Below are 15178 nucleotides of genomic sequence, written 5' to 3' on the forward strand. Positions count from 1 at the left end.
AACAAAACTTTATTCGTATGAAAGTAAAGAAACTGTTTGGAGCACTGCTGGCTATGTGTCTGTCGATAGCATTCGCCCATGCTCAAGAAAAAACGGTTACCGGAACGGTCACCGACCAAGATGGCGTCCCTTTGCCCGGTGTAAACATCGTGGTCAAGGGAACCGTTCGTGGTACACAATCCGATTTTGACGGCAACTTTGCCATCGGGGCCAATGAAGGAGATGTCCTCGTATTTTCCTATTTGGGCCAACGCACACAAGAAAGAACAGTTGGTGCAGGTAGCACGATCAATGTACAAATGGAAGAGGATGCTTCACAGCTGGAAGAGGTCGTTGTGACCGCCCAAGGTATCGTTAGGGAAAAACGCTCCCTGGGGTATTCCGTTACCACTGTGGAATCCGATAAGGTAGAATCCAGACCGGAAGCCGACGTTGCCCGTGTTCTGAACGGAAAAGTAGCCGGGGTCAACATTACCTCGAACAACGGAATGTCCGGTTCGGGAACCAATATCATCATTCGAGGATATTCTTCGGCCACGCAATCCAACCAACCATTATTTATTGTGGATGGTATTCCGTTTGATTCAGGAACAAACACACAAACCAACTTTTTGGACGGTAATACGGAGTCCAGTCGATTTTTGGACCTCGACCCCAATAATATTGAAAGCGTAAGTGTTTTAAAAGGGTTAAGTGCAACCGTGCTCTATGGAAACCGAGGTAGAAATGGGGTGATTCTTATTACCACCAAAGGTGCCGCTTCGGGAGATGCACCTTCCAAAACTGAGGTATCGGTAACACAATCCGTATTTATGTCCAATGCCGTACTTCCCAAGTATCAGGATAATTATGGAAGCGGGTTCCATCAAGGATTTGGATTCTTTTTCAGTAACTGGGGGCCCCGTTTTGATCGTACGGACGACGATGGAATATCCCAAGCTGCACAATATATAAGGACGGGGCCCAACGGTGTGGCACTTACCCGGCATCCGTTCAACTATATAGCCGACCCAACTTTAATTGCCGGCTATGAAGACCTTTTGGACCAAGAATATCCCTATAAGCCATACAATGGCGTGGAAGAATTCTTCAGAACCGGATATGTGTACAGTACTTCTGTAAACGTTCGTGGAGGTTCCGAAAAAGTAAACTTCAACGCCAATTATGGTCGTACCGAAGATATCGGGGTCACCCCTGGCAACACCTTGTTGCGAAACAACTTTAGTTTGGGGGGCAACGCAGTCCTGTCCAACAACTTTACGGTATCCGGTGTTTTCAATTTTGCTCGAACCGGGTATAAATCTCCACCAAATGCGGTAAGTACCGGTAGTGGGGCAGCATTCAATGGTTCTGCTATTTTTGGTGATGTTCTGTATACACCAAGAAGTGTGGATTTGACCAATCTCCCCTACCAAGCGGCAGATGGAAGAAGTCTCTACTATAGATCAGGTAACGATATCCAAAATCCATATTGGACAGTGGCCAACTCAAAAACTTCCCAAGAAACCGACCGTTTCACAGGAAATGTTTCCATGAGTTACGCACTGAACGATTGGATGAACCTTACCTATCGTGTAGGTTTGGACACGTATACTGAACTGAACTCATACGGACAGAACAAAGGTGGTGTGGATGGCCCAACATTGGGCATCTTGAGAACTACCTCCGTGAGAAATTCCATTTGGAACCACGATCTGATATTGAGTGCGGAAAAAAGTCTTTCCGAAGATTTGAACCTGACCGCGACTTTGGGTGCCAATAGCCGAAGGGACACCTACGCACAGGACGGTATAGAAAGTCAGGGACAATTGGTCTTCGGGGTGTTGGAGCACTATAACTTCACTACGCCATCCTCCGTAAACTCATTCTCAGGCTCCAACCTAAATCAGAATTTTGAGGAAAACTTGGTCGGTATTTATTTGGATGCCACCCTTTCCTATAAAGACCTCCTTTATTTAAACGTAGTAGGAAGAAACGATTGGTCCTCCACCTTGGAAAGGGAAAACAATTCCTTGTTCTATCCAGGGGCCAGCCTTTCCTTCATTCCCACAACTGCGTTCCCGGCATTGCAGGGCAACGTGCTCAACTATGCAAAACTTCGAGTGGGGTATGGATCCTCCGCAGGATTCCCAACACCTTTCAATACCAGGGACGTACTTTCATTGGGTGCACGGACATTTGTGGACCTCAACGGAAATGTTGTTTCAGGAAATACCGTTTCCGATGTATTGGGGAACAGGGACTTGTCACCAGAGAGAGTTCAAGAGCTGGAAGTTGGACTGGACACACGATTTTTCAACAGGCTTAACTTTAATGTGAGTTTGTATCAAAAATCCACCACGGACCTGATCACAAACCGTACTTTGGACAGTTCCACAGGATTCCGCTCCACGTTTGTGAACATTGGAGAAGTAGAGACCAAAGGTATCGAAGCTGACTACGACCTGAATATTTTAAGGGAAAGTGAAGCCGGTATTGGATTCAACTTGGCAGGAAACTTTACCGCGAGTGAAACCACGGTAACGGATTTGGCGGAAGGCACCAATAACATCCTACTGACGTTTGCCGTGGCTGGCGAAGCTGCAAACTACGCGGTGGAAGGAAGACCTTTTGGCGTATTGCTGGGGAGTACCATCCAAAGAGATGACAACGGCAATAAAGTTGTAGGTCCCAACGGCCGTTACTTGGTAAATAACAACATTTCAGAAATCGGAGATCCAAATCCAGACTGGACGACCGCACTGATTCCTACCATCACCTTTAAAAATTTCACGTTATCGGCCAACCTACAATATCGCCATGGCGGGGATGTTTATTCCGTTACCACGGCAGGTTTGATCGGTAGAGGTGTTGTAGACACCGATGATCCTATCGACAGGGAGTCCAATTACGTGCTTCCAGGTGTTTTTGCAGATGGAACGCCCAACGATGTGGCCATCTCATCCACGGAATTTGGTTTCAATACCTTTTTTGGAGGAGACATCAATGAAGTAAACATCTTTGATGGAACTACTATCCGTTTACAGGAAGCCTCTTTGGGTTACAATATTCCGAAGAAAATGCTGGACAAAACTCCTTTTGGAAGCTTGTCCCTGACACTTTCCGGTTCCAACCTTTGGTACAAGGCCGTGAACTTTCCCGACGACGTCCGTTATGACACCAACTCATCCAGTACAGGGGTAGGCAATGGACAGGGAATAGACTTCTTCACGGGGCCCTCCACAAGAAGATATGGCCTTACCGTAAGAGCATCATTTTAAAAGCAGCTAATTAGAATCAAAAAATATATTATGAAAAAAATATCAAATATACTAAGTCTCTTCATCGCTGCGCTGACAGTATTGTTGGGCTGCGAGACCTCATCGTTGGATGTTGTGGAGAGCCCCAATGCATTGAACCCCTCGCAGGCGAGTGTTGATTTCTTCCTGAATCAAATTCAGTTAATGACCGCGCAGATCCATTCCGGTGAAGAAGGCCGTGCAGAAAACGGCCTCAGCCAATTCGGAATGGAGCCCGTGAGAATGCAGCACGGTTTTGGGCCCACCTATCGGGAGAGCTATGATCCTTCTGATTTTGACAGGGTCTGGGACAATGTTTACGCAAGGGCATTGATCGATATCAGAACCATGAACCCTCTGGCGGAGGAAGCAGGACAATTCACGCATATCGCCATAGGCCAGATTCTTGAGGCCTACATCATGATGTCGATGGTCGATTTCTTTGGAGATATTCCCTATTCCGAAGCAGTTTCTGGCGGGGAGGGAATTTTAAACCCAAGTTTGGATTCAGGCGCCTCTATTTATCAGGCTGCCGACCAGCTTTTGGTGAATGCCATATCAAACTTGAACAAAGACGAAACGTCTTTGCCGTCCAACGACCTTTTCTATGATGGAAACGAAAGTCAATGGATCAAAGTGGCCAACACCATGCGTTTAAAACTATACCTGCAAACCCGTTTGGCCAATGCCGAAGGGTTTGGCGCATCGGTTTCCACAGCGCGCATCAATGAATTGATCAATAGCAATCAATTGATCTTGGACCAGGATGATGATTTCTTCTTCCAATGGGGCACCAACAACGCCTCTCCGGACAGTAGACATCCGTATTTCGATGCCAATTATGATGGTGCCGGTCCAAGCTCCGATTTTTATACCTGTAACTATTACATGGACCTCATGGCCAATCAGTACAATGAGCCAGACCCAAGGATACGGTACTACTTTTACAGGCAGCAGGAGGACTTCTCGGGTGCCGATGTGGTTACTAAGGAATGTGTGACCGAAATATCCCTTCCATCTTGGTGGGACCCTTCGCAACCATACTGTTTGGTGCCGGCCACCAATGGTCTGAGCGGTTATTGGGGAAGAAACCATTTGGACGATGATGGTATTCCACCGGATGATGCCTTTAGGACATTGCACGGTACGTATCCTACCGGAGGACCTTTTGATGACAATTCCTTTAGGAACGTTTCCGGATCGGGAGCTGTAAATGAAGGATTGGCAGGTGCTGGAATTTCACCTATCCTGATGTCCTCTTACACTTACTTTATGTTGGCAGAAGCATCTTTGACATTGAATACAACGGGAAATGCACGGGATTATCTTGAAACAGGAATTAGACAATCCATAACCACCGTAGTTGATTTTGGAGCATCCTTGGCCAGCGAAAGCGGCTTCGTCCCGACCTCAACGGCCATCGACAATCATGTTGCCGAGATATTGGCCAGTTACGATGCCGGAAACGACACGGACAAACTCCGAATAATTGCGGAACAGTATTTTATCGCTTTATGGTGCAACGGAATCGAGGCATACAATACCTATAGAAGAACCGGGCAACCCGATAATCTTACGCCCGCTTTCACCACCAATGATCCCGGACCGTTCCTAAGATCCATGTGGTATTCGCAGACCGCTGCGGACAGCAACACAAACATAACCCAAAAAAGTGCACCCAGTACCCCTGTGTTCTGGGACACCAACCCCGACGGGTTCGTTGATTGATTCATAACCAAAAAATATAATACAGATGAAAAATAACTTTAAATATATTTTCGGTCTTGTTCTACTGACTGTGGGCATTATTGCTTGTGAGGACAGCGATAAAAATCCGCTCAACGTGTTTGAACTGGACAAAGCGGCCGCTCCTTATGTAAGGATCCTATTGGACGAGACCATTGTAGCCAAGGGTGACCTTGCCTCCTCAAGTCTTTCTGGGACCGTGGACGACCCTAGCGACAATGTTGCTTCGTGGGAGTTGAGTGTGACATTGGAATCCGGAGGGGTATCTACCGATACCGTTCAACTGGCAACCATCACGGAGTTTCCAAGCGATATTTCCATTCCGTACACCGATGTAGCGAGTGCCTTGGGCATTACCGTGGACGATATCAGCGGAGGGGACTTTATACGCTTCTTGGGAAAATCCACCGGGATTGATGGTACAGTGACCACCGTGGAAAACTATAGTGCGACCGTTACCGGGCAGCCCGAACAACTACAGGCTTTTAACTTCATTGTTTTGGTCAAATGCTCCCCTATCTCCGGCACAACGGTTCCAGGGACTTGGGTAATCGAAATGCAGGATCTATATGGTGACGGTTGGGACGGTGCTTTTGTAACCTTTGAGATTGATGGCGTTGCAACGGACTACACCTTTACCGCAGGCGATGCGGCCACTTTCAATGTAGAGGTGCCAGCAGGCACAACTTCCCTGGTGATATCGTATACCAGTGGAGCCTTTGAAGAAGAGCACGTTTATACGGTTGAAACGCCCGAAGGCGAAGTATTGGGACCATTCGGACCCAATCCGTCTCCGTGTATCAATTGATTTTTACATTTGGTTCAAAAGAAAGGCCCGCTCCAGTTGGAGCGGGCCTTTCGCTTTTACTTAAAACAGGTTCTAATTTATCGGGAAGGGTACTAGTTGTTGAGGATTTCCGAAAAAAAGCGGTCATCCAACTATTTTAGCACCAATAAAAAGTAATCTTCAAACAGCCTTGAAACATAAAATATCTCTTCAAAAGTATTTGTTTCATTTTTTGAGTGTATTTGAATTAGTCCAAACATCAAGGCTGTTTTTTTCTATCTCTCACATAGGTAAATCAAAATAGAATTAAGTAAAAATCCTTGTACCGCTTTTACATCTTAGAGCGTACCTTTGCATCTTAAGAAAATAAGCTTGGACAATACTTCTCGATCAACCAACAAAAAAGCCCTTTTATCACTTGCCATCGGTGGTTTTGGCATAGGCCTAACGGAATTTGTGATTATGGGGATTCTCCCCAATATTGCCAATTCCTTGGACATATCCATACCCAAAGCGGGTCATTTTATTGCCATTTACGCGCTTGGGGTGGTCATAGGGGCTCCAGCCATGGCGCGTATTGCAAACAACCTTAAACCCAAAAAAACACTGTTGTTCCTCATGTTATGGTTTACGGTGTTCAACACCCTATCTGCCTTTTCACCAAATTACTGGGTAATGATGTTGCTCCGTTTTCTATCGGGAATGCCCCATGGGGCTTTTTTTGGTATCGGCGCCGTGGTATCGGGATATTTGGCCAGACCGGGCAAAGCGGCACAAGCGATGGCCATCATGTTTTCAGGTTTAACGATCGCCAATATTTTGGGTGTGCCCTTGGGTACTTATATTGGCCAGGAGCTACATTGGAGCTTCTCCTTCATGTTGGTCGGTGTGGCAGGCATCGCCACGCTTTGCAGTCTATATTTTTGGATGCCCAAAGAAGAATTGCAGGACGCGGACGAGTCCCAAACGGCGGGTCCCACCGCTGGGATAAAAAATAAAAAACTGTGGGCCTTGATTGTTTTGACCACCGTGGGAACAGGAGGCTTTTTTGCATGGTACAGCTATATTGCACCATTGGTGATCAATGTGACTAAGCTCCCGGAAGCTAATGTCGGGTACATTATGATCGTTGCCGGACTAGGTATGTTCTTTGGCAATTTTTTGGGAGCAAGGATGGTGGAAATCTTTAACCCAGTCAAATCTGTGGTCATTAGTATGCTAAGTATGGCCACAATTCTTTTTTTAAATTCCATTCTGGCGAGTAACGGAATCGCCATTTACGTGCTCAGCTTTATTATTGGCGTTGTTACTTTTACCATCGCCGCACCGATTCAAATAGCAATCATAAAAGCTGCGAAAGGTGCGGAAAAGCTAGGTTCTTCCATGAACCAAAGTGCCTTCAATATGGGAAATGCCTCGGGAGCCTATTTTGGTGGGCTGCCCATGGTTTTTGGACTCGGATTCAATTATGCGAGTGTTGTAGGGGGTATTTTGGCTTCTATCGGAGCTGTTATAGGAATGGCCATACTGTATTTTGGAAAGAAAAAGGCTTAAAAAATCAGGTCTCAATAACCCATCGATTTCTTTGAAATATACTATTCTAATTATAGTGTTTAACTTTATCTTTATAAGTTTCGAAGCATAATTAAATCCATTCGGTTTGAGGCTCCACATCTTTTATTTTCTGTTGTTCTTTTGCTGCACCTTGGTGGGTCAAGAACTGCCGCCCATCAGAAATTATACCCCCAAGGAATATAATGGAGAGTTTCAGAACTGGGGCATAGCCCAATCCCCTTCAAAAAATATATATGTGGCCAATCATACCAGTCTTTTGGAGTTTGATGGCGCCAAATGGCATAGGTACAAACTGCCTACCTCGCCAATAATACGTTCCGTAAAAGCCGTTGGGGATAAAATTTATACGGGATCCTACCGTGAATTCGGTTATTGGACCAAAAATCCGAACGGAAATTTGGCATACACCTCATTGTCCCAACAAATGGAGATTCCGATGGCCGAGGACGAGGAGTTTTGGGACATCATGGTCTTGGACCAATGGGTGTTGTTCCAGAGCTTGGACCGCATATATATCTACGATTATTCAGAAAGAACATTTAGGGTAATCGAAGCAAATTCCGATAAGGCCAATCTAAGCCTTGTCAATGGCAATGTCTATTTTCAAATGGCAAGAAAAGGATTGTTCACCATACAAAATGGAGAACCCAAGTTGATCAGTAGCGATCCTCTTTTTGCGGAACAGCCCATTATAGGGATTTATGGTATCGAAAATGATCTTTTGGTGGTCACCGAGGGCGCACGTTTTTACAGGTACGATTCGGAAACCATCACACCATGGGGAACGGCACTGGACACCATCAATGTGAAACTTTACAGCAGCATAAAGCTCAGGGACGGCTCTTTTGTGCTCGGAAGCATTTCCAACGGTTTCTACCACCTATCACCAAACGGACAGACCATCATACAGAATATTGATCAGGAAAAAGGACTCAACAACAATACGGTTTTATCCCTTTTTGAAGATTTGGAAAACAATTTGTGGTTGGGACTGGACAATGGCCTGAGTGTAGTGAACCTCTACTCTCCTTTTAACGAATATGTGGACAAATTGGGGAATCTGGGATTGGTATATGCCGCATTGAGCCACAAGGACTTCTTGTATTTGGGCACCAACCAAGGTCTGTTCTACCGAAAGACCGACTCGCAAGACTCCTTCCGGCTGGTCGAGGGCACCGAAGGGCAGGTATGGAACCTTCAGCTACTGGACTCCACCATTTTTTGTGGACATAATAGCGGTACATTCGTGATCGAGGAAAACAAGGCCGATCTAATTTCCAATTATCCTGGGACCTGGGGAGTTAAGCCCATTGAAAACCGTGAGAACCTGCTTCTTCAAGGAAACTATAATGGATTGAGTATTCTGGAAAAGGCACAGGGCCAGTGGAGGTTCCGAAATACCATTGGCGGATTCAACATTTCCAGTAGGTTTTTTGAAATGGATTCCCTTAAGGTAGTGGTGGACCACGAAAAAAAGGGACTGTATTTCATTACATTGGATTCCAACCTTAGGAAAGTGAACAAATTGATCAATAAGGAACGGTTGGGCCATAGTTCCAACATTTTCAGTTTTCAAGACAACATTTATTATAAGACCAATAACGCTATCTACGAGGTAAAGGGAATGAACGATATAAAATTGGATACGACCTTGACCCAAATGGTTTTTAATGAAAATGAAGGGCAAACAAGTATCATTATCCCAGAAAATTCGGAACAGCGACTCTGGTTCTATACCAACAACAGCATTCAATATGTAACACAGAGTACGCTCAGCAACAAGTTGAGTACCACTCAGATTCCCATTCCAGAAGATATCCGGGCTAACCTCGGAGTTTCAGGATTTGAGAACATTTCCAGAATATCCGAATTCAAATATTTGATGGGAAGTTCCAACGGTTATGTTTCTTTGGACCTTACCAAGGTGGGGCCCTCCAAACAAGAAGTCCATATCAATTCCGTTTATTTTGGCGACTACCTCGAGCTTTCCACAGAGGCGCCGATCAATGAAAAAGGCGAATTTGAATATACCAACAATAACATCAACATTGAGTTCAGTGTACCCGAGTTCGACAAATACACCGATGTACGATACCAGTATAAAATGGACAACCTCTACGAGGATTGGAGCGAATGGTCCGAAAATACCGAAGCAACTTTCAAGAACCTATCATATGGTGAGTATACCTTCACCGTTAGGGCCATGGTGGGCAATAACTTGAGCGAGAACACGGATTCCTACAGCTTTATCATCTTGAGGCCATGGTACTTGTCCAATTTAGCCCTTATCCTTTATATTCTGACCATTGGCCTTGTTTTTATTGTGGTGCACCGATTTTACAATAGATATTATCAGAAAAAGCAGGAAGCCTTGATCAAAAGAAACCAAAAGGAACTGGAACGTAGGGAACTGGAAGAAAAGGAGCGTATCGCCAAAATACAAACGGAAAAACTTCAGAACGAAATTGACAGCAAAAACAGAGAATTGGCGATTTCTACCATGAGCTTGGTTAAGAAAAACAAATTCCTTTCTGCCCTAAAGTCACAATTGAAGGAAGTTCCCGCCAAGGACAAAAACATTAAGTCCGTAATCAAGGAAATTGATAGAAACATCAACAGCGAAGACGATTGGAAGTTTTTTGAGGATGCCTTCAACAATGCCGATAAGGATTTTCTAAAAAGGATAAAGGCCAAACACGATAGCCTTACCAACAACGATCTAAGATTATGCGCCTATTTAAGATTGAATCTTTCCTCCAAGGAAATTGCCCCTTTGCTCAATATTTCGGTAAAAAGCGTTGAAATGAAACGCTATAGACTTCGCAAAAAATTCGACCTGCCCCACCACGATAACCTTATCGACTACATTTTAAACTTTTAGGCAACTCTACTTTTACACATCATTGCACTACAAATCTTAAAATCACCACTACAACAGCTCTACAATTGAGCAAAAAGGCATACTTCATTTTTGTTTTTGGGCTGGATGCTAAACCAGTAAATATTTACAAATCCTCATATTTTAAAGGGTTTAACTATCAAAATATCAATTTTAACACTTCAAAATTGACAATGTAGGTTTTTTATAGAGGTAAATCCTTTGTTAAGAAGACGTTAAGCCCAGTACATTTAGGTCAAATTAAATTGACTCAACAATGAGATATGGCATTTTAACCTTGATGGCACTTTTATGTGCCGCTTATGGGTATTCACAAACAAAAACCGTTACCGGGACAGTCTCCGACAATATGGGACCCATGCCGGGTGTTAACGTACTTGTAAAAGGAACCACAAATGGAGTGGTTACCGACTTTGATGGTGAATTCACCATTGACGATGTTTCCAATGATGACACTTTAGTCTTTAGCTACGTTGGATTTGTAACGCAGGAAGTTCCTGTAGGAACCCAAGAAGAAATCGATATTGTTCTCCAAGAGGATACACAAGCACTCGACGAAGTAGTGGTCGTGGGCTACGGTACCCAAAAGAAAAGTAACGTTATCGGTTCCGTGGCCAGCGTGGAAGTGGAAGAAGCCACCAACGTGCCCACCACAAACGTATCCGAAATGTTACGAGGTAGAGCTGCAGGGGTCCAGGTTAACTTGGGCGATGCAAGGCCCGGAGGTAATTCCAATATAGTGATCAGGGGTAACGTATCGGTTGCTCCGGGCGGAAACTCCCCGCTGATCATTGTGGACGGATTGCCCTTTGACAGCTTAAACGATGTGGCGCCTGACGATATCGCCAACATAGAGATATTAAAAGATGCCTCCTCCACGGCCATTTATGGCTCCCGGGCATCCAACGGTGTAATCTTGGTGACCACCAAAAAAGGTAGAGTGGGCAAAGCAACCATTGATTACCATGGGTACACCACAGTACAATCCTTAACAAAAAACTTTAATCAATACACTGGGCAACAGTTCATAGACCTTAGGAGAGAGGCCAATAGAAACCGATTTACAGGTGACTATTTGAACGATGAGAACATCTTTTCCCCATTCGAACTGGAAGCCATAGAAAACAAAAACTTTGTGGATTGGGAAGATTTGGTGCTTCAGGATGCAATAATCCAGAGTCACGCCCTAAGTTTTTCCGCAGGAAGCGAAAAAACCAGAATCTTTTCCAGTGTCAACTATTTTTCACAAGAAGGGATTATTCCAAACTCAGGTTTTGACAGAGGCACATTCAAACTAAACATAGAACAAAATCTTTCCAGTAAATTGATGTTCCGTGGAATCATCAACTATCAAAACGCAAAACAGGACCGAGAAACCGGGGGAATCAACTTCACCACAATAACACCATTGGCACAGCCCTACACCGCGGACGGAGAGCTTCAGAAATTTTATCTGGGCCCATCCAACACAGCGGTCAACCCATTGTGGGACCAAAGGGAATCGGTTGATGAGACCAAAATCAACCTTACGGATGTCAACCTAAGCCTTATTTACGACATTGCGCCCAATCTAAGCTATACCCTTAAAACCTTTTTAAGGAACCGAAACACTAACCAAGGGGTTTATAGATCTTCGCTTCATTCTGCGGGAGACGAAGGAATCGACGGAATCGGAGTATTGTCCAATACCCTTTTTAAACAGGTTCTTGTAGAAAATATTTTGAACTACACCCCACAAATCAATGACAATCACAGTCTTGACTTGACGGCCGTACAGGCTTTTGATGAGCAACGTACGGAGTACACCCAATTGGATAAATCTGGATTTACCAACGACGCCTTGCGCTACAATGGTGATGCCACCGAATTACTGAACAACGTAAGAAACGTATCCCAACGTAGATTACTTTCCTTCTTGGGAAGGGTTAGGTATGGCTATTTGGACAGATACCTCTTGGAAGCGACCGCACGTGCGGATGGTGCATCGGTATTTGCCGAAAACAACAAATGGGGATTCTTCCCAGCAGTATCCTTAGCATGGAAAATGCATATGGAACCATTCATGCAAAATGTGGATGCCATAAACGAGATGAAGTTTAGGGTAAGCTACGGTGCCACAGGTAACCAGGGAATCAATCCCTTGGAATCTTTAGGGGTAGCCGACAATTTACCTTATGTATTTGGAGATGAAACAGTTGCCGGAGCAACAGCATCGTCCCGATTGCCCAATCCCAACCTAAAATGGGAGACCACCACCACCTTGAACGCTGGTGTGGACTTTAGGTTGTTCAATAACTTTTTCCAAGGAACCTTTGAATATTATAAAGCGAATACTACCGACCTTCTATTGGATAGATCTATCGCAGGAACCACTGGTTTCAATGTGATTCGATTTAACTCGGGAGAATTGCAAAATCAAGGTATTGAAGCATCATTGACCTCAAACATTATCCGAAAAGAGAACTTTAGCTGGTCTCTTGGGTTGATTTTTTCCAGAAACAAGAACGAAGTGATTTCCCTTACCGGAGAAACGGATGATGAAGGAAACCCGATTGACATCACCGATACTTCAGGCCGAAGATTGTCCATTGGGCAATCCATCAACAATATCTGGTTACCAAAATATGACGGCATCTACCAAGTAGGAGACGACATTGCTGGCTCCGGAAACCCGTTGGCACAACCAGGTGATGTACGTGTAATTGATCAGGATGGAAACGGGCAAATTGATGACAGGGACAATGTGTTCACCAATACCGACCCCGATTGGTATGGTTCCATTACCAACACCATCACTTACAAAAACTTTGATCTGTTCGCCGACATTTACATAGTTCAGGGAGCTACAAGATTGAACCCTGTTCTTGCCAACGGAGAACTTTGGAAAGGAGCCATAAACGGTATTAGGACCAAATACTATACCCCTGAATTCCCATCCGCCGAATATCCAAGGCCAAAGCCCGATACGCACTTGCACCTCTTCCCTTTTGCAGTGAGAGATGCTTCTTATTTACGATTGAGGACCCTTACCTTGGGATACAACATACCTAAAGATGCCTTTTCCAAATTGGGACTGCAACAGGCCAAGGTATATGTAACGGGAACCAACCTGTTCACCTTTACCGATTTCAGGTCGTACAGTCCGGAACAAACACCATTGGCAAACAATCAGAATGGATCGGCTTTCCCAGAGACCAGAAATATAACCCTAGGTGTAAAATTAGGATTCTAAAAAAATTGTCATGAAAAATATATTTCAACATTTAATATCAAAACAAGCATTGACAATATTCCTTGTCATTGCCACATTCGCATCGTGCGAAAAAGACCTGTTACAGGACGAGCTATTGTCCGATACCTCGGTCGACTATCTCTACTCCACACCGGAAGGTCTGGAAAATGCCGTTGTGGGCCTATACACCCTCAACCGGAATATTTATCAAGATTTGAGTTTAAACGGTACCTATCCACTAATTCTTCAGGCCAAAAGTGACCTTGGAGTGGGTATCACCGGAGAAGTATCCCTATATAGCCGTTTGCTATGGGGCGCGAGCTTGGGCGACTTTGGTACGGCATCCGGAATAAATGCACATTGGGTACACTACTACCGCATAGTGGATAGGGCCAATGCCATAATCCAAGGAGCAGAGAATTTGGAAGGCATTGAAGAAACCAGGAAAAATCAAATTCTTGCAGAAGCCAAATGTATGAGGGCCAACTCGTACTTTACGCTCTATCGAATGTTCAATAACATCTTCATTACAACGGAACCCACAACTCCAGAGAATGCTTTTGATGTACCACAGGACAAATCTTCGGAAGAGGAAATATTCTCCCTCCTACGTTCCGATCTGGACTTTGCCATAGCCAATTTGGATTACGCGACCCCACAATTTGGACGTTGGGCAAAGGGTGCCGCAAGACACCTTAGGGCCAAAGTGGCCATGTGGGAAAACGACTGGACCGAGGCGGCGGCACAAGCTGATGCGTTAATTACCAGTGGTAGCCATAGTTTGACCGAGACCACAGCAGAGGTGTTTGCCGGCGAACTAAATCATACAGAAACATTGTTTGCCATCAACTTTGAAAGACAGACCATTGGAGGTGGAAATCCACACATAATGAACTGGAACATGGTTTCCAGCTATGCTGATGCCCCTGGTCTGATTCAATCTGTGGAAAATGGTGGTGCCGGCGCTGGATTCATTTCCTTGAACCAGTATACCATCGACCTTTTAAACGAGGACCCGAACGATGATAGGAAAAACAATACCTATTATATTTTCGAGTATGCCTATAACGACGAAAGTGCCCTTCCCCCGGGAAAGGAGCTCGGCGACCCATTGGACCTCTACGAAAACAGCGAGACCGATCAGAACGAGTTCATGCTCTATTACAGAAGGCAAAACCCAGGAATCATCAAGTTTTTTGACGAGACCGTGGAACCAACGGATAGAAATCATTTTAAAAACATTATGATCTACCGCTTGGCAGAAACCTATTTGATAGGCGCAGAAGCGCACATGATGTTGAACAATACTCCCAAGGCATTGGATTATCTGAATGCCATAAGAACAAGGGCCAACGCTGCACCTGTTGACGCTATTGACCTTGAGACCATTTTGGAAGAAAGAGCCCGCGAGCTCGCTTTCGAAGGACAGCGCTGGTTTACCCTAAAACGTACCGGACTGTTGTACGATTATCTTTTGGACCACATGAACAATGATAACATGAACGAGTCGTATCCAGAAGGAAATCCAAAGGATATCCTAAGGGAATACATGCAAAACTGGCCCATTCCACAACAGCAAATGGACCTTTTAGGACCCAATTATCCTCAAAACGATGGATATAACTAAATCGGCACAAACTAGAATTAACTTATAACATTGA

General features: G+C 44.7%; 7 protein-coding genes. All 7 read left to right on the forward strand.

Annotation, left to right across the window (positions count from 1 at the left end; translation table 11 throughout):
* Positions 1 to 17 precede the first annotated feature (17 nt).
* The 7 genes from SD449_RS09845 to SD449_RS09875 all read left to right on the forward strand — a co-directional run bounded on the left by SD449_RS09845 (position 18) and on the right by SD449_RS09875 (position 15144).
* A complete protein-coding gene (locus SD449_RS09845; RefSeq protein ID WP_318310326.1) occupies positions 18 to 3260 on the forward strand; it encodes a SusC/RagA family TonB-linked outer membrane protein in 3243 nt (1080 codons plus the stop codon).
* A gap of 30 nt (positions 3261 to 3290) precedes the next feature.
* On the forward strand, positions 3291 to 5006 hold the full coding sequence (locus SD449_RS09850; protein WP_318310327.1) for a SusD/RagB family nutrient-binding outer membrane lipoprotein: 1716 nt from the start codon (positions 3291 to 3293) through the stop codon (positions 5004 to 5006).
* A gap of 25 nt (positions 5007 to 5031) precedes the next feature.
* On the forward strand, positions 5032 to 5832 hold the full coding sequence (locus SD449_RS09855; RefSeq protein ID WP_318310328.1) for a hypothetical protein: 801 nt from the start codon (positions 5032 to 5034) through the stop codon (positions 5830 to 5832).
* 351 nt (positions 5833 to 6183) lie between these two features.
* Positions 6184 to 7365: an MFS transporter gene (locus SD449_RS09860; RefSeq protein ID WP_318310329.1), complete on the forward strand. Its 1182-nt coding sequence runs from the start codon at positions 6184 to 6186 to the stop codon at positions 7363 to 7365.
* Between the two features lie 106 nt (positions 7366 to 7471).
* Positions 7472 to 10267: a helix-turn-helix and ligand-binding sensor domain-containing protein gene (locus SD449_RS09865; protein WP_318310331.1), complete on the forward strand. Its 2796-nt coding sequence runs from the start codon at positions 7472 to 7474 to the stop codon at positions 10265 to 10267.
* Positions 10268 to 10541: 274 nt separating this feature from the next.
* Entirely contained in the window at positions 10542 to 13517 is a 2976-nt protein-coding gene (locus tag SD449_RS09870) for a SusC/RagA family TonB-linked outer membrane protein (RefSeq protein ID WP_318310332.1), read from the forward strand.
* Between the two features lie 10 nt (positions 13518 to 13527).
* Positions 13528 to 15144, forward strand: a complete 1617-nt coding sequence (locus tag SD449_RS09875; RefSeq protein ID WP_318310333.1) for a RagB/SusD family nutrient uptake outer membrane protein — start codon at positions 13528 to 13530, stop codon at positions 15142 to 15144.
* Positions 15145 to 15178 lie beyond the last annotated feature (34 nt).

This window comes from Flagellimonas crocea, from assembly GCF_033441595.1.
In the GTDB taxonomy this organism is placed as follows: domain Bacteria; phylum Bacteroidota; class Bacteroidia; order Flavobacteriales; family Flavobacteriaceae; genus Flagellimonas; species Flagellimonas crocea.

What these genes read in the sequence shown, in the direction of transcription:
- SD449_RS09855 (WP_318310328.1), top strand. Translation starts at nt 5,032, where the DNA reads ATGAAAAATAACTTTAAATATATTTTCGGTCTTGTTCTACTGACTGTG.
- SD449_RS09870 (WP_318310332.1), top strand. Translation starts at nt 10,542, where the DNA reads ATGAGATATGGCATTTTAACCTTGATGGCACTTTTATGTGCCGCTTAT.
- SD449_RS09845 (WP_318310326.1), top strand. Translation starts at nt 18, where the DNA reads ATGAAAGTAAAGAAACTGTTTGGAGCACTGCTGGCTATGTGTCTGTCG.
- SD449_RS09875 (WP_318310333.1), top strand. Translation starts at nt 13,528, where the DNA reads ATGAAAAATATATTTCAACATTTAATATCAAAACAAGCATTGACAATA.
- SD449_RS09850 (WP_318310327.1), top strand. Translation starts at nt 3,291, where the DNA reads ATGAAAAAAATATCAAATATACTAAGTCTCTTCATCGCTGCGCTGACA.